Annotated in this window: 18 protein-coding genes; 11 read left to right on the top strand and 7 right to left on the bottom strand. The window is 65.6% G+C overall.

The genetic code is table 11. From position 1 onward, the window contains the following. Positions 1 to 14: 14 nt before the first annotated feature. Positions 15 to 1,043 carry a TRAP transporter substrate-binding protein gene (locus ACLB6G_RS00825; protein WP_410354210.1) on the bottom strand — a complete coding sequence of 343 codons (1,029 nt, stop codon included), beginning with the start codon at positions 1,041 to 1,043 and terminating at the stop codon, positions 15 to 17. A gap of 221 nt (positions 1,044 to 1,264) precedes the next feature. Here ACLB6G_RS00825 and ACLB6G_RS00830 point away from each other — a divergent pair, with 221 nt between their 5' ends. The 7 genes from ACLB6G_RS00830 (at position 1,265) to ACLB6G_RS00860 (ending at position 8,984) form a co-directional block, all read left to right on the top strand. Next, entirely contained in the window at positions 1,265 to 3,091 is a 1,827-nt protein-coding gene (locus tag ACLB6G_RS00830) for an acyl-CoA dehydrogenase (protein ID WP_410354211.1), read from the top strand. A gap of 226 nt (positions 3,092 to 3,317) precedes the next feature. Further along, the gene (dnaK, locus tag ACLB6G_RS00835) at positions 3,318 to 5,231 is read left to right on the top strand and encodes a molecular chaperone DnaK (protein ID WP_410354212.1); all 1,914 of its coding nucleotides are present in this window, start codon (positions 3,318 to 3,320) and stop codon (positions 5,229 to 5,231) included. A 159-nt stretch (positions 5,232 to 5,390) separates the two neighbouring features. Next, entirely contained in the window at positions 5,391 to 6,521 is a 1,131-nt protein-coding gene (dnaJ, locus tag ACLB6G_RS00840; protein ID WP_410354213.1) for a molecular chaperone DnaJ, read from the top strand. 113 nt (positions 6,522 to 6,634) lie between these two features. Beyond that, a complete protein-coding gene (gene pmtA, locus ACLB6G_RS00845; RefSeq protein WP_410354214.1) occupies positions 6,635 to 7,234 on the top strand; it encodes a phospholipid N-methyltransferase PmtA in 600 nt (199 codons plus the stop codon). Positions 7,235 to 7,315: 81 nt separating this feature from the next. Continuing rightward, on the top strand, positions 7,316 to 7,897 hold the full coding sequence (locus ACLB6G_RS00850; protein ID WP_410354215.1) for an NADPH-dependent FMN reductase: 582 nt from the start codon (positions 7,316 to 7,318) through the stop codon (positions 7,895 to 7,897). 71 nt (positions 7,898 to 7,968) lie between these two features. Further along, positions 7,969 to 8,664 carry an orotidine-5'-phosphate decarboxylase gene (pyrF, locus tag ACLB6G_RS00855; RefSeq protein ID WP_410354216.1) on the top strand — a complete coding sequence of 232 codons (696 nt, stop codon included), beginning with the start codon at positions 7,969 to 7,971 and terminating at the stop codon, positions 8,662 to 8,664. A 26-nt stretch (positions 8,665 to 8,690) separates the two neighbouring features. Continuing rightward, entirely contained in the window at positions 8,691 to 8,984 is a 294-nt protein-coding gene (locus tag ACLB6G_RS00860; protein WP_410354217.1) for a DUF1330 domain-containing protein, read from the top strand. Between the two features lie 37 nt (positions 8,985 to 9,021). Here ACLB6G_RS00860 and ACLB6G_RS00865 read toward each other — a convergent pair whose 3' ends face one another. Beyond that, a complete protein-coding gene (locus tag ACLB6G_RS00865; protein ID WP_410354218.1) occupies positions 9,022 to 10,071 on the bottom strand; it encodes a zinc metalloprotease HtpX in 1,050 nt (349 codons plus the stop codon). A gap of 92 nt (positions 10,072 to 10,163) precedes the next feature. Between ACLB6G_RS00865 and ACLB6G_RS00870 the strand changes: the two genes are divergently transcribed. Then, the gene (locus ACLB6G_RS00870; RefSeq protein WP_410354219.1) at positions 10,164 to 12,524 is read left to right on the top strand and encodes a putative bifunctional diguanylate cyclase/phosphodiesterase; all 2,361 of its coding nucleotides are present in this window, start codon (positions 10,164 to 10,166) and stop codon (positions 12,522 to 12,524) included. On the opposite strand, the gene ACLB6G_RS00875 is transcribed toward ACLB6G_RS00870, so the two are convergent. Then, complete coding sequence (locus ACLB6G_RS00875; RefSeq protein WP_410354220.1) at positions 12,505 to 13,125, bottom strand: alpha-ketoglutarate-dependent dioxygenase AlkB family protein; 621 nt, start codon at positions 13,123 to 13,125, stop codon at positions 12,505 to 12,507. The genes ACLB6G_RS00870 and ACLB6G_RS00875 overlap by 20 nt on opposite strands. 74 nt (positions 13,126 to 13,199) lie before the next feature. Between ACLB6G_RS00875 and ACLB6G_RS00880 the strand changes: the two genes are divergently transcribed. Continuing rightward, positions 13,200 to 13,685: a hypothetical protein gene (locus ACLB6G_RS00880; protein ID WP_410354221.1), complete on the top strand. Its 486-nt coding sequence runs from the start codon at positions 13,200 to 13,202 to the stop codon at positions 13,683 to 13,685. A 70-nt stretch (positions 13,686 to 13,755) separates the two neighbouring features. On the opposite strand, the gene lysM is transcribed toward ACLB6G_RS00880, so the two are convergent. The 4 genes from lysM to ACLB6G_RS00900 all read right to left on the bottom strand — a co-directional run bounded on the left by lysM (position 13,756) and on the right by ACLB6G_RS00900 (position 17,200). Further along, positions 13,756 to 14,271, bottom strand: a complete 516-nt coding sequence (gene lysM / locus ACLB6G_RS00885) for a peptidoglycan-binding protein LysM (protein ID WP_410354222.1) — start codon at positions 14,269 to 14,271, stop codon at positions 13,756 to 13,758. Between the two features lie 136 nt (positions 14,272 to 14,407). Next, positions 14,408 to 14,836, bottom strand: a complete 429-nt coding sequence (gene arfB, locus ACLB6G_RS00890; protein WP_410354223.1) for an alternative ribosome rescue aminoacyl-tRNA hydrolase ArfB — start codon at positions 14,834 to 14,836, stop codon at positions 14,408 to 14,410. Beyond that, entirely contained in the window at positions 14,833 to 15,504 is a 672-nt protein-coding gene (locus tag ACLB6G_RS00895) for a nitroreductase family protein (protein WP_410354224.1), read from the bottom strand. Before ACLB6G_RS00895 ends, arfB begins: the two co-directional genes overlap by 4 nt. 85 nt (positions 15,505 to 15,589) lie before the next feature. Continuing rightward, positions 15,590 to 17,200 carry a phosphoenolpyruvate carboxykinase gene (locus ACLB6G_RS00900; RefSeq protein ID WP_410354225.1) on the bottom strand — a complete coding sequence of 537 codons (1,611 nt, stop codon included), beginning with the start codon at positions 17,198 to 17,200 and terminating at the stop codon, positions 15,590 to 15,592. Between the two features lie 375 nt (positions 17,201 to 17,575). On the opposite strand from ACLB6G_RS00900, the gene ACLB6G_RS00905 reads away from it, so the two are divergent. Together ACLB6G_RS00905 and ACLB6G_RS00910 are read left to right on the top strand one after the other, a co-directional pair. Beyond that, positions 17,576 to 18,286 (top strand): response regulator transcription factor, encoded by a 711-nt coding sequence (locus ACLB6G_RS00905; protein WP_410355139.1) that lies wholly within the window; start codon positions 17,576 to 17,578, stop codon positions 18,284 to 18,286. A gap of 43 nt (positions 18,287 to 18,329) precedes the next feature. After that, complete coding sequence (locus tag ACLB6G_RS00910) at positions 18,330 to 20,108, top strand: stimulus-sensing domain-containing protein (protein ID WP_410354226.1); 1,779 nt, start codon at positions 18,330 to 18,332, stop codon at positions 20,106 to 20,108. Positions 20,109 to 20,233: the final 125 nt, after the last annotated feature.

Raw genomic sequence — 20,233 nt, forward strand, 5'->3', positions numbered from 1 at the left:
GAAGCGGGCGCCGGTCATTCGCCAGCGTGTTTGGCCAGCAGGGCGCGCGCGTCCTTGATCATGTCGGTGCCCGGACGGCCGGCGCCATTCATCTCTTCGGCCCAGGCATCGATCAGCGGTGTGGCGATGTCCTTCCAGCGCTGGGTTTCCGCCTCGTCGAGCGTGATCAGACGGGCGCCGGCCTTTTCGGCCACTTCGCGCCCGCGCACGTCGCCGGCATCCATGGCCGCGCCGAACAGGCCCGCCGTATCGACGCCGGAATTGTCGTCGATGATCTTTTTCAGGTCATCGGGCAGCTTGGCATAGGCGTCCTTGTTCATGGCGAAGACGAAGGTGGCGGTGTAGAGGCCGTTCTTGCCGGCAAAGCCGGTGACGTTGGAGACGATCTCGTCGACCTTGAAGGAGGGCGCGACCTCGAAGGGAATGGTCGTGCCGTTGATCACACCCTTGGACAACGACTCCGCAACGGCGGTAACAGGCATGCCGACCGGCACGGCGCCGAGCTTTTCCAGCATCTGGTTGACCACGCGGGTGCCGCCGCGCAGCTTCATGCCGCTCATGTCCTCGAGTTTCTCGACCGGATCCCTCGAGTGGATGAGGCCGGGACCATGGGTGTGCCAGGCGATGACGTGATAATCCTTGAAGTCGTTCATGCAGTATTTCTCGCAATACTCATGGAACGCCTTGGACGTCTGCTCGCCATTGGTCATCATGAATGGCAGTTCGAAGGCTTCCGTGGACGGGAAGCGGCCCGGGGTATAACCGATGACGGTCCAGGTCAGGTCGATGACGCCGTCGCGAAGCTGGTCGACCAGTTCCGGCGGCTTGCCGCCAAGCTGCATGGCCGGATAGAGATCGATCTGGATACGGCCGCCGGATTCCTGCATCACCTTCTCCGCCCAGGGCGCCAGGGCCTTGGCCGGAATGGTGGCCTGGGCGGGCAGCATCTGGTGCAGTTTCAGGGTGACGTCCTGCGCATGGGCGGCAGCCGATGCGACGATAGTGGCGGCGGCAGCCGCCAGCAATGTGGTCCATTTCTTCATGCCGGGTTCCTCCCTTGGCGTATCGCGGTTGGTCTTCCAGTTACCGCTGATGGGTCCATAAAATGTTATGAAGCATATCAATGTCAAGCTTGCTTCCACAGCGTGACGCCGAAGCGCAAACATACTACCGGGTATGTTGCTGTTGACAGGAAGGCGGCGCGCTTCCTACCATCCGCCGTCACCGTCCGGGCTCGCGCACGGGCACGAGGGGAGAAAGCATCATGCCGGCATTCGATCGCGAGGCAATCGATTTCCTTGTCCACGACTGGCTCGACGCGGCGGGACTCGCGGCGCGGCCGCATTATGGCGATCATTCGCGCGAGACCTTCGATGCGCTTCTCGACCTTGCCGAGAAGATCGCTGAGAACGAGTTCCTCCCCTCCTTCAAGCCGGGAGACCGCGACGAGCCCGAACTCAAGCAGGACGGGACGGTCACGGTGAACCCGCTGATCAAGCGCGCGGTGCAGGCCTATCTCGACGCCGGCTTCCAGCTTTCCAGCTTTCCGGCAGAGCAGGGCGGCATGCAGATGCCGCATCTCGTCGCCAGCGCGGCCAAGGTGTTCTTCCAGGCGGCCAACGTGGCGGCGGGTGCTTATCCCATGCTGTCCACCGGCAATACGCGCGTGCTGCTGACGCGCGCCTCGCAGGCGCTCATCGATGCCTTCGCCGTGCCGCAACTGGAGGGCCGGGCGCTGGGCACGATGTGCCTCTCGGAACCGCAGGCCGGTTCCTCGCTCGGCGACATCACGACCAGGGCCGAGTTCGAATGCGAGGATGCACTGGGCCGGCGCTACCGCCTGACAGGGCGCAAGATGTGGATCTCCGGCGGTGACCACGACATCACCGGCGACATCTGCCATCTCGTTCTGGCCAAGATCCCCGGACCGGACGGCAAGCTGCCGGCGGGCACGAAGGGCATTTCCATTTTCGCGGTGCCGAAGCAAATCCCGGTGGCGGTGGCCGGCGAAGCGACGCGCAACGACGTCGTGGTCGCCGGACTGAACCACAAGATGGGCTATCGCGGCACCACCAATTGCCTGCTGAACTTCGGCGAGGGCACGCAATACTGGCCGATGGGACGCGCCGGGGCGGCCGGCTGGCTGATCGGCGAGCCGGGCGAAGGGCTGGCGATCATGTTCCTGATGATGAACGAGGCACGTATCGGCGTCGGTCTCGGCGCGGCAGCGCAGGCCTGGCGGGGCTACCTGCTTTCGGCGCAATATACCCGCGAACGGCGGCAGGGCCGGCTGGCGCATGACCGCAATGCCAGCGAACAGGTGCCGCTGATCGCCCATCCAGACATCCGCGCCATGCTGCTGGCCCAGAAGGCCTATGCGGAGGGGGCGCTGGCGCTTTGCCTCTATTCGGCGCGGCTGGTGGACGAGATCCATTCGGCCACCGACGAAAACGCCCGGTCCGAGGCCGAAACCCTGCTGGCCCTGCTGACACCGGTCAACAAGACGTTTCCCTCCGAATTCGGCCCGGCCGCCAACTCGCTGGCCATCCAGTGCCATGGCGGATACGGTTATACGCGCGACTTCGACGTTGAACAGCTCTACCGCGACAACCGGCTGAATCCGATCCACGAGGGCACGACAGGCATCCAGGCGATGGACCTGATCGGCCGCAAGATCATGGCGGACAAGGGCGAAGGGCTGAAACTGCTGGCCGCGCGCATGGCCGCGACCATGGAGGCAGCGGGCAAGGCCGGCGGGCTGGATGCCCAGGCAAAGGCGCTCGGCGATGCCATGGCCGCGGTCTCCAAGGCGATCGGCGCGCAGGCGGCAAGCCCGGAAACCGCATTCGCCAACGCCACGCCGCTGCTGTTTGCCTTCGGCCATACGGTGGTCGCATGGTTGTGGCTCGACCAGGCGGTGGCCGCGAAGAAGGCCCGTGCGGCCGGGACGGCCGGCGATGCCTTCCTTCGGGGGAAGCTGGCGGCGATGGACTACTTCATCGACTTCGAACTGCCGAAGGTGGATGCCTGGCTGGCGCCCTTCGCCCGCGGCAGCCGCGCCGCGCTGGACGCGGGGGAAGACATCTTCTGAAGCGTCACACCGCTGCCCGGCATGGCATGGCGACAGAAGATGCATCCCCTTCGGCCAAACAACTGCCAAGCAGCCTTGCGCGGCAAAATCCCCCTTCTTATATACGCCGCAACACCGGCCATGGCGGGGGAATCATCTGCCCGTGCGGGCCGGCGCACTTCAACGGGGGCCGCCACCGGAACGCCTGATGCATGGGTCCCGGCGGCCTGCTAAACGGAGAGAAGACATGGCTAAAGTTATTGGTATCGACCTGGGCACCACCAACTCCTGCGTCGCCGTCATGGACGGCAAGGACGCCAAGGTCATCGAGAATTCAGAAGGCGCGCGCACGACGCCGTCCATCGTCGCCTTTTCCGGCGAAGGCGAGCGCCTCGTCGGCCAGCCGGCCAAGCGCCAGGCCGTCACCAACCCCGAAGGCACGGTTTTCGCCGTCAAGCGCCTGATCGGCCGGCGCTACTCCGATCCGACGGTGGAGAAGGACAAGAAGCTCGTCCCCTACAAGATCGTCGAGGGCGGCAACGGGGATGCATGGGTCGAGGTTTCCGGCGAGAAGTATTCGCCGTCGCAGATTTCCGCCATGGTGCTCCAGAAGATGAAGGAAACGGCGGAATCCTATCTCGGCGAGAAGGTCGAGCAGGCCGTCATCACCGTTCCGGCCTATTTCAACGACGCCCAGCGCCAGGCCACCAAGGATGCCGGCAAGATCGCCGGGCTTGAAGTGCTGCGCATCATCAACGAACCGACCGCAGCCGCGCTCGCCTACGGGCTCGACAAGAAGGAAGGCAAGACCATTGCCGTCTACGACCTTGGCGGCGGCACGTTCGACATTTCCATCCTGGAGATCGGCGACGGCGTGTTCGAGGTGAAGTCGACCAATGGCGACACCTTCCTCGGCGGCGAGGACTTCGACATGCGGCTGGTGGAATACCTGGCCGACGAGTTCCGGAAGGACCAGGGCATCGACCTGAAGAACGACAAGCTGGCCCTGCAGCGGCTCAAGGAAGCCGCCGAAAAGGCCAAGATCGAGCTGTCGTCCTCGTCGCAGACCGAGATCAATCTGCCATACATCACCGCCGACGCCTCCGGCCCGAAGCACCTGGCCATCAAGCTGACGCGCGCGAAGTTCGAGAGCTTGGTCGATGACTTCGTGCAGCGCACCATCGCGCCGTGCAAGGCCGCGCTCAAGGATGCCGGCATGTCGGCCGCGGAGATCGACGAGGTGGTGCTGGTCGGCGGCATGACCCGCATGCCCAAGATCCAGGAGACGGTGAAGCAGTTCTTCGGCAAGGAGCCGCACAAGGGCGTGAACCCGGATGAGGTGGTCGCCATGGGTGCGGCCATCCAGGGCGGTGTCCTGCAGGGCGATGTCAAGGACGTGCTGCTGCTCGACGTGACCCCGCTGTCGCTGGGTATCGAAACGCTGGGTGGCGTGTTCACCCGCCTCATCGAGCGCAACACCACGATCCCGACGAAGAAGAGCCAGACCTTCTCCACGGCGGAGGACAACCAGAACGCCGTGACGATCCGGGTCTTCCAGGGCGAGCGCGAGATGGCGGCCGACAACAAGCTGCTCGGCCAGTTCGATCTGGTCGGCATTCCGCCGGCCCCGCGCGGCGTGCCGCAGATCGAGGTGACCTTCGACATCGACGCCAACGGCATCGTCAACGTCTCGGCCAAGGACAAGGGCACCGGCAAGGAGCACCAGATCCGCATCCAGGCATCGGGCGGCCTGTCCGACGAGGATATCGAGAAGATGGTCAAGGACGCCGAGGCCAATGCCGAAGCCGACAAGAAGCGCCGCGAGAACGTGGAAGCCAAGAACCAGGGCGAAGCGCTGGTCCACTCGGCGGAAAAGTCGCTCAAGGACTATGGCGACAAGGTCTCCGAGGATGACCGCAAGGCCATCGAGGATGCCATTGCCGACCTGAAGACCGCCCTTGAAGGCGATGACGGCGAGGCGATCAAGGCCAAGAGCCAGGCGCTGGCGGAAGCCTCCATGAAGCTCGGCCAGGCCATGTACGAGGCGCAGCAGGCCGAAAGCGCGGAAACCGACGCCAAGGCCGACGCGGCCAAGGACGAGGATGTCGTCGACGCCGATTTCGAGGAAATCGACGACGACAACAACAAGAAGTCGGCCTGAAGCGGCTGCAAGGGACAAGGGCCGGCGGTTCTCCCGCCGGCCTCTTGCATCACGGCAGGGACCGCCGGGTCGAGCCGGGCAGGCGCTGACCGCCGCCACGCATGACCGGAAGGTGGGACCCTGGAGATGACGGAACGCATCAACGGGAATGCCTGACGCATGGCCAAGGCTGATTTCTACGAAACGCTGGGTGTGGCGCGCGGTGCAGACGAGAAGGAGCTGAAAAGCGCCTTCCGCAAGCTCGCCATGAAATACCATCCGGACCGCAATCCGGGCGATGCCGAGGCGGAAAAGAAGTTCAAGGAGGTCGGCGAGGCCTACGAGGTGCTCAAGGACCCCCAGAAGCGCGCGGCCTATGACCGGTTCGGGCATTCGGCCTTCGAGAACGGCATGGGCGGCGGCGGCGGGCCGGGCGGCTTCGGCGGCGGCGGTTTCTCCGACATCTTCGAGGACATCTTCGGCGAGATGATGGGCGGCGGGCGCCGCCGTTCCGGCGGGCGCGAGCGCGGCGCCGACCTTCGCTACAACATGGAAATCACGCTGGAGGAAGCCTTCCAGGGCAAGACGGCGCAGATCCGGGTTCCGACCTCGGTGTCCTGCGACGAATGCTCGGGCTCGGGCGCCAAGCCCGGCACGCAGCCCGAAACCTGCGCGACCTGCGGCGGCGCGGGACGCGTGCGCGCCAGCCAGGGCTTCTTCTCCATCGAGCGGACCTGCCCGACCTGCCAGGGCCGCGGCCAGACCATCAAGGATCCCTGCCCCAAGTGTTCCGGCGCGGGTCGCGTCACCGAGGAGCGTTCGCTGTCGGTCAACATCCCGGCCGGGATCGAGGACGGCACGCGCATCCGCCTTGCCGGCGAGGGCGAGGCCGGCATGCGCGGCGGGCCGGCCGGCGACCTCTACATCTTCCTTTCGGTCAAGCCGCACGAATTCTTCCAGCGCGACGGTGCCGACCTGTTCTGCTCGGTGCCGATTTCCATGACGACCGCGGCGCTCGGCGGCCAGTTCGACGTCACCACGCTCGATGGCAGCCAGGCGCGGGTGAAGGTGACCGAGGGCACGCAGAACGGCAAGCGCTTCCGCCTGAAGGGCAAGGGCATGCCGGTGCTGCGCCAGCCCACAATGGGCGACCTCTACATCCAGGTCGCGGTCGAAACGCCGCAGAACCTGTCGAAGCGGCAGCGCGAACTACTCGAGGAATTCGAGACCATCTCGTCGAAGGACAACAGCCCGCAATCGGCCGGTTTTTTCAGCCGCATGAAGGATTTCTTCGATTCACTGGGCGATTGATCCGCCGTCGTGGCACGGCAGGCGCGTCGGGGGCCCCTTGGAATCAGGGGTTCGCCGCGCCATAGTGATCTTATGAGGGTATGATCATACCCGGAAACGGAGACAGACGGCCGATGGCGCTTCCCCAGGGAATCCGCAAGTTCCTCAACCACTTCGACGAGGACTTCAAGTTCTTTCGCGGCTGGATGGACAATGCAAAGGCGGTGGGCTCGGTCACGCCGACCAGCCGGTATTGCGCCCGTTCCATGGCTTCCGTCATCAATCCGCAAAGCGGCCTGCCCGTGCTGGAACTGGGACCGGGTACGGGTCCGATCACGCGGGCAATCCTGGAGCGCGGGATTGCGCCGGAAAACCTCTACTCCGTGGAGTATTCGGAGGATTTCTACGAACACCTGAAATCGGAGATCCCCGGCGTGAACTTCATTCACGGCGATGCCTTCGATCTGGACAGGACGCTCGGCGAAAACCGGTCGCTCGTCTTCGACAGCGTCGTCTCCGCGGTGCCGATGCTCAATTTTCCGATGGCAACCCGGATCGCGCTCGTCGAAGACCTGCTCGACCGCATTCCCAAGGGCCGGCCGGTCGTCCAGATCACCTATGGCCCGAAGTCCCCGGTGCCGTCGGGCAAGGGCAATTTCTCCGTGCGCCATCACGATTTCGTCCTGCGCAACGTTCCGCCCGCCAATCTGTGGATCTACCGGCGCGGCGACTGATCCGGCCTTGCGGCGAAAGCACACTGCACCATATGTCCGGTTGCACACCACCGAACGGCGCACTTGCAACCAGGCCTTGTCATGATTCCGAAAATCCTCGTCTTCGCCGGCTCGATCCGGAACGGCTCGTTCAACGGACAGCTTGCCGACGCCGCCATGAAAACCCTGGCAGAGACCGGCGCGGACGTCACGCGCATCTCCCTGGCCGACTATCCGTTGCCGATCATGGACGAGGACCTGCAGAAAGAGCATGGCATCCCGGCCAATGCGATGAAGCTCGGCCGGATGATCGCAGCCCATGACGGCGTCTTCATCGCCTGTCCGGAATACAATGCCTCCATACCACCGCTGCTGAAGAACACGATCGACTGGGTGAGCCGGATTTCCTCCGACGGCGAGCAGGCGCTCAAGCCCTGGAAAGGCAAGCCGGTGGCGCTCGGCGCGGCATCCAACGGCATGCTGGGCGGCATTCGCGGCCTCTATCACGTGCGCGCGGTGCTGATGAATTGCGGCTGTCATGTCCTGACCGAACAGACCGCCGTGCGCCAGGCCTCCAGGGCCTTCGACGAGATGGGCATGCTGCACGGGGATTCGGGACGTCCGCTGCTGGATGCAAGCTGCAGGGCGCTGATGGATTACTGCATCGCCTTCTCCCGGCGGTGAAGCCAGCGCTTGCCAGGCGCGACGGGCGGTGACAAAAGGCGCCTGCCCGAACCCTGCCGGAGAACCCCGCCATGACCGACACCATGAAAGACCGCATGATCGTCGCCCTCGACGTCCCGACCGTCCGCGCGGCCGAAGACGCGGTTTCGGAACTCGGCGACACGGTGTCCTTCTACAAGATCGGCTATCAGCTAGCCTTTGCGGGCGGGCTTGACCTGGCCCGCGACCTCGTGGCGGACGGGCGCAAGATCTTCCTCGACATGAAGCTGCTCGACATCGACAACACCGTCGCCAAGGGCGTCGAGAGCGTCGCGCGGATGGGCGTTCACATGCTCACCCTGCATGCCTATCCCAAGGCCATGCGCGCCGCCGTCTCGGCTGCCTCCGGGTCCCCGCTCTGCCTGCTCGGCGTGACCGTGCTGACCTCGATGGACGATGCCGACCTGGCCGAGGCAGGCTATGGGGCGGATGCGGCGGCGCTGGTGGAGCGGCGGGCCCGGCAGGCCGTCGAAGCCGGCATGGGCGGCATCGTCTGCTCGGCGCAGGAGGCGGTGCGCGTGCGGCCGCTGATCGGGCCGGGCATGGCCCTCGTGACGCCGGGAATCCGTCCCTCCGGCGCCGACCACGGCGACCAGAAACGCGTCGTCACGCCGGCCGACGCCATCCGGGCGGGCGCCAGCCATCTCGTGGTCGGGCGACCCATCGCCGCCGCAGTTGACAGGAAGGCCGCGGCCAAGGCTATTCTGGCCGAAATGACAAAAGCATAACCAATCCAGACAGGGGGAACACAGCAATGCCAAAAGGTTACTGGATCGCACGCGTCACGGTTCGCGAGCCGGAGCGCTACCAGGATTATGTCGCCACCGCCCGTCCGGCGTTCGAGAAGTACGGCGCCCGCTTCCTGGCGCGCGGCGGCGCCTACGAGACGCTCGAGGGCAGCGAACGTCCGCGCAACGTGGTGATCGAGTTTCCGAGCCTTTCGGCGGCGCGCGAGTGCTACTATTCCGAACAGTACCAGAAGGCGAAGGCCATCCGGCAGGCCGTGGCAGACGCCGACATGGTCATCGTCGAGGGTTTCGAGCCCTGACAGGGGGAGCGGGCACGGTCCGTGCCCGCCTTTGCCTTTACCACCAGACACCGCCGCGCGACATGCGGATGCGGGGCTTGTCCCGGCATTCGGGGCAATCCGGCGCGACCGCGTCATCGGTCCACGGACCGGGAGCGGCCTGCAACAGGCGATAACGGCCGCTTTCGGAATGAATGCTGGGCACCAGCGGTCCGCGGCGCGGGCGCAGCGCAGGCACGGGGATGGCAAGGCCGTCCGGTGTCTTGAGCCGCGACAGCCGGGCCACACGTTCCTCGGTCCTGGGATGGCTTCGCAGGATGGAAGGTGCCGGCATGCGGCCGCCCGGCAGCATCATGCCCTCCCATTGACGGACCTGGAACCGCTCGAGTTTCCAGAGCGCGGAGGAGAGGCCATCGGGATCGCCGGTCAGCATGGCCGCGCCGAGGTCGGCGTCGAACTCACGCGTGCGCGAGAGGGCAAGCTGGAGCAGCGAGCCGATGGTTGGCGCGGCCAGCAGCAGCAGGATCGCCAGCCACGGCAGCCCGCCGCCAAAGAGATTGAAGAACAGCAGCACGAACCCCGCCGTGGACATGGCCGAGGTGTAGCGGGTGACAATGTCGGCCAGCGCCATGACCTTGAGGTCCTCGTGGGCGATATGGCTGATCTCGTGGGCCAGCACCCCGGCAAGCTCGCGTTCGGTCAGCGCCCGCGCAAGCCCGTCGGTGATCGCGACGGCGCTGTCGTCAGGCCGGCCGACCGCGAAGGCATTCATCATCCGCGACGGCACGATGTAGAGCCTGGGAACGGCAGGCAGGTTCGCGCGCCGGGCCAGTTCCGCCACGATGCGGTTGCCTGCCGGAAAGAGGTCCGGGCCGGCTTCGCGCGCCTTGTACATGCTCAGCACGATCTTCGGACTGACACCCTGCACGGCCGTCAGGGCGATGGCGCCGAAAAAGACCGCCATGACCACACCGGTCACACCGGCGAAAATCCATGCGGTCACTCCGAGCAGGCCGAGAGAACCGGCCACCAGCAGCCAGGTGTGAAACCGGTTGAGCGAACGGTGACGCTCCTGTTCGAGAAGGTCGAGGCGAGTTGGTGCGTTCATGACAGACATATGGGTGGTTCCACTGCATTTGGGGAGTCCCGATAACCCGGCCGTAAGGAAAACATGTCAGTGTTTCCCGGTCACCGGGGGACATGACGACGTTGCCATTCATGAGCTATCGACACCGCTGGATCGCGTGGTGCTCACGCCTGCCCGTGCCATTGCCGGAGACATCCGACATTGCCGCACGCGCACGCGCGGCACAGGCAGACACGGTCAACCGGCTCTCGCCGCACATGATGGCGGTCAACATCTTCAACGCGACCGTGGCTGTCGCCTTCCTGTACGGCCATGTTCATCCCACCATGCTTTTCGGATGGTTTGCGCTGACGATGGCGATGGCGTTCACACGGCTCGCGGAGTGGTGGCGGGAAAGCCGAAGGCCGTCGCCCTTGCGCGCCTCACGCAGGAGCATGGCGCTGGTGACGCGGGATGCCGGCCTGCTCGGCCTGCTCTGGGGCTTGCTGGGACCGATCAGCTGGGCCAGCGTTCCGGAAGAGACACGCCCCATGCTGGCCGCACTGATGGCGGGCATGGCGGGCGGCGGCGCGCTGACGCTCTATGTCTCGCCGCAGGCCATGACGCTTTGGGTCGGCGGGGTGCTGAGCGGTTCGCTCGCCGTGCTGGCGTGGTCGGGCACGGCCCATGACCTGGCGCTGGCGGCAATGCTTCTCATCTATGGCCTGGCCCTGATGAAGGCCGGGCGGATCGCGTCGGTGGCCTTTATCGGCAAACATGTCGCATCGGAAAAGATCCGGGAGCAGTCGGAGACCATCGGCATGCTGCTCAACGATTTTTCCGAAAGCGCGCGCGACTGGCTCTGGGAAACGGACTACCGCGGCATGATCGTGCGGGGCGGGCGTCCCCTTCTCGACCATCTCGGCCTGACAGGGATCGACGCGGACAAGCCCGTACCGCCCAAGGTCCTGTGCACGAACCGCCGCCTGCTTGCGCGACTGCGCCAGATGTTTCGCGCCCGGCAGCCGTTCCGCAATGTGGTTGCAAGCTTTCGCCGGCCTGACGGACCGGTGTGGATCAGCGTCTCCGGCAAGCCCATCTTCGACGAGGATGGCCGGTTCAGGGGCTATCGCGGCGTGGCGTCGGATGTCTCGGACCTGCAGAAGGCGGAGGAACAGATCGCCTATCTGGCCTGGCACGACCCGCTCACGGGCCTGGTGAACCGGGCAAGCTTCTCGCGGCGTCTCGAGGCAAGCATCCGCGACGAGGACGGCGCCAGCCTGTTCTATCTCGATCTCGACGGCTTCAAGGCGGTCAACGACCAGTTCGGTCACGGAATGGGCGACAAGCTGCTGGCCGAGGTCGCGGCACGGCTGCGCAAAGCCGTGGGACGCGACGATGCCGTGGCCCGCTTCGGCGGCGACGAGTTCGCCATCCTGGCGACCGGCGCCAGGACGCGGGCGCAGGCGGAGCGGCTGGCCCGGCGCCTGGTCGAGCGGATCAGCAAGCCCTATGCCATCGACGGATCGCTGCTGCGCATTTCCGTCTCCATCGGTATCGCCTTTCCAGATGCGGGCCATCGCGATCCGGCCGAATGGCTCAACCGCGCCGATCTGGCGTTGTACCGGGCAAAGGACGAAGGAAAGGCGGGCTTCCGCGTCTATGAAGCGGCCATGGATGAATTGCTGCGCCGGCGCCGCTTCATCGAGCGGGAATTGCGGCACGCGGTCGGGCGCAAGGAAATCTCGGTCGCCTTCCAGCCCTTCCGCGACGCCCGTACCGGGCGTATTGCCGGTTTCGAGGCCCTGGCACGCTGGACGCATCCCGATCTTGGCGAAATCCCGCCTGCCGAATTCATTCCCGTGGCCGAGCGGATCGGCATGATCGGGGAGATCGGCAATGCCGTGCTGCGGCAGGCCTGCGCGTTCGCCGTCAACTGGCCACCGGACATACGGGTCGCGGCGAACCTGTCGCCGCAACAACTCCAGGCCGGCACGATCGCCGAATTCGTCTGCCGCGCCTTGCGCGAGAGCGGCCTCGACGCGTCGCGGCTGGAACTGGAAATCACCGAGAGCACGTTCATCAACAATACCGCTCCGGTGCTGTCGCAGCTTGCCGACCTGAAGGAACTCGGCGTTTCCATAGCACTGGACGATTTCGGCACGGGCTATTCGGCGCTTTCCTACCTGCTGCAGTTCCCGTTCGACAAGTTGAAGATCGACCAGTCGCTGATCGGGCCGTCCGCCACGGACACGTCCGCCCGCGACATGCTGGACACGGTGCTGAAACTGGCGCGAGTCCTCGGCCTGGTGACCACGGCGGAAGGCGTGGAGACGGATGCGCAGGCAAGTCTGCTCACCGAACTGGGCTGCGACTATCTGCAGGGCTACGGCATTTCGCGGCCGCTCTCCGCCAGCAAGGTGCCGCTCTTCCTGATGGAGACGGCCGAAAGCGGACAACGTCCCGCCGAAAACGTCACCGCGCAGGCCGGGTGACGCGGCGCAGGGTCAGATTGATCCTGCCGCCATTGCGCAGGAGAGCGGATGTCTGCGGATAGATGCGATCGACCCCGTGAAAGCACAGGCGTCCCTCACCGCCGAGAACCACCGCGTCGCCGGATTCCAGACGGAACGAAACCGTGCGTTCCTCGCGCCGCGTGCCGCCGACCCGGAACAGGCAGGCATCGCCGAGCGACAGCGACACCACCGGTGCCGAAAGATCCTCCTCGTCCCGGTCCTGGTGGAGGCCCATCTTCGCTTCCGGTCCGTAGAAATTGACGAGGCAGGCCTGCGGCGGCGCATCATGGCCCGAGATCGCGTTCCAGACGTCCAGGAGGGCGGGCGGCATGGGCGGCCAGGGCCTGCCCGTGACCGGATGGGTCGCCTGGTAGCGATAGCCCCGCTCCCGGTCGGTCACCCAGCCGAGCTCACCGCAATTGGTCATCCGCACGCTCATCGGGCGGCCGCTGCGCGGCATGACCGGCACATAGAGCGGCGCGGCGCGCACGACATCGCGGACCGCATCGAGCAGCGCGTGCTGGGCGCCGGTCTCCAGGAATCCGGGAATGTGGCGGACGCCTTTCGGCAAGACCTTCATGACGAGACTTCCTTGCGCGCGGTGGCCTGCGTGCCATTATGGCGCGGGGCCATGTCCAGGCAATGGAGGACACAATGCGATACCTGTTTTGGAAGGCGGCACCGGCGGCCGTTCTGACGCTGGCGGCAATGGGCGGAGGGCCGGCCGCGGCCCAGGTCTCGGTCGCCAGCACGCTGGCGGGCAGTGCGGATCCGGAGGTGTGCGCCTTCGCCGCTTCGCTCGGCAATGGCACCGACGCCGTCATCGCGCAACTGGGCGCGATGGCCGCGCCGTGGGGTGAGTCCGACCGCGCCAAGCTCGGGCCGATCATGCGGCCGGAACTGGAGAAGTTCGACATGGAGGCGGGCGTCGTCTACCGGATCGCCGACCTTGCGCCCTTCGCGCAGGAATTCATGGTGGTCAGCGCGGACCGGGTCGACGGGCAGACGATCTATTTCCGGATCATCTACGAGACCGGACCGGCTGGCTACTACTTCAAGAACGTGAACTTCAACTCGGATTTCTACGATATCCTGAGGGGTGGCGTGATGCAGAAACCCGAAGCCGTGGCCTGCCCATAGGCCATGCCGGCAAGGGGAAGTGGCGGCCGTCGCCGGCCGCCACCTGCCGGCGCCCGCCGGGCGCGCCGCGTCACGCCGACTGGAGATCGGGAATGCGCAGGACCTGGCCGGGATAGATCTTGTCGGGATCGGAGAGCATGGGCTTGTTGGCCTCGAAGATGACCGTGTACTTGGCACCCTTGCCCTTGCCGTAATGCGCCTCGGCGATCTTCCAGAGGTTCTCGCCCTTCTTCACCTCGTGGAAGACCGGCTGGCTTGCGGGGATGGAGGCCTTGACCAGTTCCGTCATGTCCATGTCCGGGTTCAGCTTCAGGCCGGAATCGGGTGCGACGACCTTGAGTTCGGATGCCTCGACCTTTGAAATGCCGAGCGTGTTTCCGACGGCGACGATCGCCTTCTCGAAGATCGACTGGTCCTGCACGGCGCCCTTGAGGATGACCTTGTCGCCATCAACCTCCACATCCACCTTCTCGGTCCCGAGCCCGTAGGAATCCAGCTCCTTCTTGACGGCCTCGGCCTCCGGCGCCTCATCGTCGCCGATGCCCAGCTTCTTGCCTACATTCTTGACGAAATCGAAAATACCCATACCGCAGTGTCTCCCTGGCAGGTTTCTTGTCCGGCAAGGACTTTTGCATCCCGCCATCACAATTGGAAGACGGCCGATGCTGTTTCGTAGCAGGCGAAACCTTGTTTTCGTCTGGCTGCCCGGCAGCGGCGTTGTTTCAGTCGAGGCCCGGCTTGCCGCGCATCTTCTTCACGCCGGCGCGGCCGGCCTTGGCCTTGAGCCTGCGCTCCACCGCGCCTTTCGACGGCCTGGTCTTCTTGCGGGGCGGCGGCGGCGGTTCGGCGGCCCTGGCCAGCAGCGCGGCCAGGCGCTCCCGGGCATCGGCGCGGTTGCGCTCCTGGGTGCGGTGACGGTTCGCCTCGATGACGATGACGCCGTCCTTCGTCGCCCGGCTGCCGGCAAGGCGGATGATCCGTTCGCGCACGCGCTCCTCCAGCGACGAGCCGCGCGCGTCGAAGCGCAGTTGCACGGCGGTGGACACCTTGTTGACATTCTGGCCGCCGGGTCCGGCGGCGCGGATGAAGTTTTCCTGCAGTTCGTCCTCGGCGATGACATGACGACCACAACGGATACCGCCCTGGCTCACGGCTCCATCCAGACGATGACCTCGCCGGCCTCCTTCTTCACGATATCGGGGACGGTGGCATCCGTCGCGGGATAGCCTGCGACCAGCAGGATGACCGGCTTCTCGTTTTCCGGCCGGCCGCAGATCCGTGACAGGAAGCCCATGGGCGAAGGCGTATGGGTGAGCGTGGCCAGGCCCGCATCATGCAGGGCGGCAATCAGGAAGCCGGTGGCGATGCCGACCGATTCGGGCACGTAGTAGTGCTTGATGCGATGGCCGTCCGGGCCGATGCCATGGCGCTGCGCGAAGACGACGATCAGCCAGGGCGCGGTTTCCAGGAAAGGCTTGTCGGCATCGGTGCCAAGCGGCGCAAGCGCCTCCAGCCATTCCTCCGGCGCGCGGCCATCGTAGAAGGCGCGCTCCTCCTCTTCGGCTGCCGCGCGGATGGCGGCCTTGGTGGCGGGATCGGAGATGCAAACGAAGGTCCAGGGCTGCTGGTTGGCACCCGAGGGGGCGCTGGCCGCGGCCATGACGCAATCCTCGATGACACTCCGCGGCACAGGGTCGGGCGCGAAATCGCGCACGGTGCGCCGGCGCGCGATCGCCTGGCGGAAGGCCGCTGCCGCGGCCTGTGTCTCCTCCACGCCGCGGCGCCGGAAATCAAGGGGAACATGCTTGCCGGTCTTCATGGCGCGAGATGATCATGGCGGGAAGAAAAAGAAAAGCCCGACGCCTGTGCCGGCGCCGGGCTTGTTGCATGACGTGAAGGCAACCTTATTCCGCGGCCACCGGGGTGCGCGGGGCGGCATCGCGAACCGTGCCGTCGACATGGGCCTCGAACTTGGCGAAGTTCTCGATGAACATGGTGACGAGGCGCTGGGCCTGCGCGTCATAGGCGGCCTTGTCGGCCCAGGTGCCGCGCGGATCGAGGATCGCGGTATCGACGCCCGGAACCGAAACGGGAACCTCGAAGCCGAAATTCGGATCAGTGCGGAACTCGGCGGCGTTGAGCGAACCGTCGAGGGCCGCGGCCAGCAGGGCGCGCGTCGCCTTGATCGGCATGCGCGAACCGGTGCCATAGGCGCCGCCCGTCCAGCCGGTGTTGACCAGCCAGCAGGTGACGCCGTGCCTGGCGATCAGTTCACGCAGAAGGTTGCCGTATTCGGAAGGATGGCGCGGCATGAAGGGTGCGCCGAAGCAGGTCGAGAAGGTGGCTTCGGGCTCGGTGACGCCCTTTTCCGTGCCGGCCACCTTGGCGGTGTAGCCGGAGAGGAAGTGATACATGGCCTGGGCCGGCGACATGCGGGCAATCGGCGGCATCACGCCGAAGGCATCGGCCGTCAGCATGATGATGTTCCTGGGATGGCCCGACTGGCCGGTCGCCGACGCATTCGGGATGAAATGCAGCGGATAGGCGCAGCGGGTGTTCTCCGTCAGCGAGCCGTCGTCGAAATCGGGCACACGGCCGGCATCGAGCACGACGTTTTCCAGAACCGTGCCGAAGCGCTGCGTGGTGGCGAAGATTTCCGGCTCGGCCTCGGCGGACAGGCGGATCGTCTTGGCGTAGCAGCCGCCCTCGAAATTGAAGATGCCGTTCTCGCTCCAGCCATGCTCGTCGTCGCCGATCAGCGTGCGCGAGGGGTCGGCCGACAGGGTCGTCTTGCCGGTGCCCGACAGGCCGAAGAACACGGCCGCGTCACCCTGCGGCCCGACATTGGCCGAGCAGTGCATCGGCATGACGCCGCTCTCGGGCAGCAGGTAGTTGAGCGCCGTGAAGACCGACTTCTTCATCTCGCCGGCATAGGAGGTGCCGCCGATCAGCACGATCATGCGCGTCAGGTCGACGGCGATAACCGTTTCGGTGCGGCAGCGATGGCGGCCGGGATCGGCCTTGAAGGAAGGCAGGTCGATGATCGTCATGCGCGGCCGGAATTCCTCCAGCGCCGAGCGTTCCGGGCGGATGAGCAGGTTGCGGATGAACAGGTTGTGCCAGGCATATTCGGTGATGACGCGGGTCGGCAGGGCGTGGGCCTCGTCGGCGCCGCCGACCAGATCCTGGACGAAGAGGTCCATGCCCTCGGCATGGTCGATGAAGTCCTGCATGAGGCGGTCGAAGTCCTCCTGCTCCATCGGCTTGTTGTTGTCCCACCAGACCTTGTCCGCGGTGCCGGCGTCACGGACGACGAACTTGTCCTTGGGCGAACGGCCGGTATGCTGGCCGGTGATGGCGACGAAGGCGCCCTTGTCGGTCAGGCGGCCCTCGCCACGGCGCAGGGCTTCCTCGTAGAGTTCTGCCTCCCCGAGATTGTAGTAGACCGTGCCGAGGTTCTTCAGCCCCGACGTTCCGATCCCGCATGCGGGATTGCACAAACCGATCTCTTTCATGCCTGCCACCTGTTTCCTCTCGCAGATGCGCGCCTTCCATCCGAAGGCGAGAACTGATCCTGCAATGCCGCACCGGCACCACCTCGAAACCGGGGAGAAACAGAATAGGAAAGCAAATTCAAATCATTAATCGATTTAAAGATTTGAAATTCGTTTCAATCGGTTATAGCGCGGTAAACAGTGCACAGGCTTGCGGCAGATTGACCGCGCCGGTTGCATCAGGAATGGGCAATCCCCACCTTGCGCGAAAGAAGGCGGTTGCTGACCCCTGTTCGACATGACCAGGGGAATGTGCCACAATTTGTACCTAATTTGTCCGCCAGAACCGCGCCGTCGAAATGGCAAGGGACAGGTCTGATGAGGGAGAATCCCGGCATGGCAACCATCGCGCTCGTCGACGACGACCGTAACATCCTGACCTCGGTCTCGATTGCGCTTGAATCGGAAGGCTACAAGGTGGAAACCTACACCGATGGCGCATCGGCGCTGGAAGGGCTGCAGGTGCGCCCGCCGAACCTGGCGATCTTCGACATCAAGATGCCGCGCATGGACGGCATGGAACTGTTGCGCAGGCTGCGCCAGAAGTCCGACCTGCCGGTGATCTTCCTGACGTCCAAGGACGACGAGATCGACGAATTGTTCGGCCTGAAGATGGGTGCGGACGACTTCATCAAGAAGCCGTTCTCGCAACGCCTGCTGGTCGAGCGCGTCAAGGCGGTGCTGCGGCGCGCAGGCGCGCGCGAAGCGGCCGCGGGAGCCAAGGCCAGCGGCGAGAGCGCCGCCCAGCAATTGCAGCGCGGCCACCTGCTCATGGACCAGGAACGCCACACCTGCACTTGGAAGGGCGAACCGGTGACGCTGACCGTGACGGAGTTCCTCATCCTGCAGGCCCTTGCCCAGCGGCCCGGCGTGGTGAAGAGCCGCGACGCGCTGATGGACGCGGCCTATGACGAGCAGGTCTACGTGGATGACCGCACCATCGACAGCCACATCAAGCGGCTGCGCAAGAAGTTCAAGGTCGTCGACACGGATTTCGACATGATCGAGACGCTTTACGGGGTCGGGTACCGTTTCCGCGAGGCATGACGGCCGGGCCGGCAGACAGGGCCGGGCCATCCAGAGGACAGGAATGGAAGGCGCAAGCGGCAAGAGCACGGAAAAGGCAGGCAAACGCCCGGCCGGCCAGGCGCGGCTGCGCGGCGGCTTGCGCGCGTTCCGGCGATTCGCGGGCTCGCTGGTCTTTTCCAGCCTCACGCAGCGCATCCTGGTCCTCAACCTCGCCGGCCTCGGCGTGCTGGTGTCCGGCATCCTCTACGTCAACCAGTACCGCGAGGGCCTGATCGACGCGCGGGTGGAAAGCCTGCGCACACAGGGCGAGATCATCGCCGGGGCCATTGCGGCATCGGCGACGGTCGAGACCGATTCGCTGCGGATCAACCCGGAGAAACTGCTGGAACTGCAGGCCGGCCAGAGCGTCGGCCCGACCGGCGACGGGCTGGACAGCCTCGACTTCCCCATCAATCCGGAGCGCGTGGCGCCGGTCCTGCGCCGCCTCATCTCGCCGACGCGCACGCGGGCGCGAATCTACGACCGCGATGCCAACCTGCTGCTCGATTCACGCCACCTCTATTCCGGCGGACAGATCCTGCGCTACGGCCTGCCGAGCCTGGACGCCGCGGAAGAGACGACCTTGCTGGACAGCATCGGCGCCTGGTTCAAGCGGCTGATGCAGCGCACCGACCTGCCGGTCGACCGGGAGGAACCCGGCGGGTCCGGCGCGGCCTATCCTGAGGTGATGACGGCATTGACCGGCACCGGCGACCGGCAGGTGCGCGTGTCCGAAAAGGGCGAAATGATCGTTTCGGTCGCCGTCCCCATCCAGCGCTTCCGGGCCGTGCTCGGTGTCCTGCAACTGTCGACGCAGGGCGGCGACATCGACGCCATCATCGCCTCGGAGCGCAAGGCGATCCTCGCCGTCTTCGGCGTGGCGGCGGTGGTCACGATGCTGCTGTCGCTGCTGCTCGCCTCGACCATCGCCAATCCGCTGCGGCGACTTGCCGCAGCCGCCGTAAGGGTCAAGCGCGGCGTGAAGAGCCGCGAGGAAATTCCCGACTTTTCCGACCGGCAGGACGAGATCGGCAATCTCTCGGCGGCGCTGCGTGACATGACCAATGCGCTCTACGACCGTATCGACGCCATCGAGCGCTTCGCCGCCGATGTCAGCCACGAGCTGAAGAACCCGCTGACCTCGCTGAGAAGCGCGGTCGAGACGCTGCCGCTGGCGCGCAACCCGGAATCGCGCGAACGCCTGCTGGAGATCATCCAGCATGACGTGAGGCGGCTCGACCGGCTGATCACCGACATTTCCGATGCCTCCCGGCTCGACGCGGAACTGGCGCGCGCCGACAATCGCAGCGTCGACATGCAGAAGCTGCTGTCGGATCTCGTGGCCGCGAGCCGGGAGACCACACGGCCCGGCCGCGACGCGCGCATCGAACTGCGGGTCGTTCCGGCCAGCGGAAGCCGGCGCGACTTCCGCGTCCAGGGGCACGACCTGAGGCTCGGCCAGGTCATCGCCAACCTGATTTCCAACGCCCGCTCCTTCGTGCCGGCGGAGAACGGTCACATCCTCGTCACGCTGACGCGCAGCCAGCGCCGGGTCATCGTCACGGTCGAGGACAACGGACCGGGCATCCGCGCCGAGAACATCGAGCGCATCTTCGAGCGCTTCTACACCGACCGGCCGGCCTCGGAAGCCTTCGGGCAGAATTCCGGCCTCGGCCTGTCGATCTCGCGGCAGATCGTGGAAGCCCATGGCGGGCGGCTGACGGCGGAAAACATCGCCGGCGCGAAACCGGGCGATATCCGCGGCGCGCGCTTCGTCATGGCACTTCCGGCAGAGAACTGAACGCCGCCGTTCACACCGTGCTCCATGCCCGGCGTCACAGAATCCTTCGCAGTGCAAAAAAGGGCTTGTCAACGCGTTCCACGCTGACAAGATAGCGGCCCGCGAGGAAGCGGCACCGTGACAAT

Origin of the sequence: Zhengella sedimenti, assembly GCF_046506625.1 — a bacterium.
In the GTDB taxonomy this organism is placed as follows: domain Bacteria; phylum Pseudomonadota; class Alphaproteobacteria; order Rhizobiales; family Rhizobiaceae; genus Zhengella; species Zhengella sedimenti.

What these genes read in the sequence shown, in the direction of transcription:
- ACLB6G_RS00825 (WP_410354210.1), bottom strand. Translation starts at nt 1,043, where the DNA reads ATGAAGAAATGGACCACATTGCTGGCGGCTGCCGCCGCCACTATCGTC.
- ACLB6G_RS00830 (WP_410354211.1), top strand. Translation starts at nt 1,265, where the DNA reads ATGCCGGCATTCGATCGCGAGGCAATCGATTTCCTTGTCCACGACTGG.
- dnaK (WP_410354212.1), top strand. Translation starts at nt 3,318, where the DNA reads ATGGCTAAAGTTATTGGTATCGACCTGGGCACCACCAACTCCTGCGTC.
- dnaJ (WP_410354213.1), top strand. Translation starts at nt 5,391, where the DNA reads ATGGCCAAGGCTGATTTCTACGAAACGCTGGGTGTGGCGCGCGGTGCA.
- pmtA (WP_410354214.1), top strand. Translation starts at nt 6,635, where the DNA reads ATGGCGCTTCCCCAGGGAATCCGCAAGTTCCTCAACCACTTCGACGAG.
- ACLB6G_RS00850 (WP_410354215.1), top strand. Translation starts at nt 7,316, where the DNA reads ATGATTCCGAAAATCCTCGTCTTCGCCGGCTCGATCCGGAACGGCTCG.
- pyrF (WP_410354216.1), top strand. Translation starts at nt 7,969, where the DNA reads ATGACCGACACCATGAAAGACCGCATGATCGTCGCCCTCGACGTCCCG.
- ACLB6G_RS00860 (WP_410354217.1), top strand. Translation starts at nt 8,691, where the DNA reads ATGCCAAAAGGTTACTGGATCGCACGCGTCACGGTTCGCGAGCCGGAG.
- ACLB6G_RS00865 (WP_410354218.1), bottom strand. Translation starts at nt 10,071, where the DNA reads ATGAACGCACCAACTCGCCTCGACCTTCTCGAACAGGAGCGTCACCGT.
- ACLB6G_RS00870 (WP_410354219.1), top strand. Translation starts at nt 10,164, where the DNA reads ATGACGACGTTGCCATTCATGAGCTATCGACACCGCTGGATCGCGTGG.
- ACLB6G_RS00875 (WP_410354220.1), bottom strand. Translation starts at nt 13,125, where the DNA reads ATGAAGGTCTTGCCGAAAGGCGTCCGCCACATTCCCGGATTCCTGGAG.
- ACLB6G_RS00880 (WP_410354221.1), top strand. Translation starts at nt 13,200, where the DNA reads ATGCGATACCTGTTTTGGAAGGCGGCACCGGCGGCCGTTCTGACGCTG.
- lysM (WP_410354222.1), bottom strand. Translation starts at nt 14,271, where the DNA reads ATGGGTATTTTCGATTTCGTCAAGAATGTAGGCAAGAAGCTGGGCATC.
- ACLB6G_RS00895 (WP_410354224.1), bottom strand. Translation starts at nt 15,504, where the DNA reads ATGAAGACCGGCAAGCATGTTCCCCTTGATTTCCGGCGCCGCGGCGTG.
- ACLB6G_RS00900 (WP_410354225.1), bottom strand. Translation starts at nt 17,200, where the DNA reads ATGAAAGAGATCGGTTTGTGCAATCCCGCATGCGGGATCGGAACGTCG.
- ACLB6G_RS00905 (WP_410355139.1), top strand. Translation starts at nt 17,576, where the DNA reads ATGGCAACCATCGCGCTCGTCGACGACGACCGTAACATCCTGACCTCG.
- ACLB6G_RS00910 (WP_410354226.1), top strand. Translation starts at nt 18,330, where the DNA reads ATGGAAGGCGCAAGCGGCAAGAGCACGGAAAAGGCAGGCAAACGCCCG.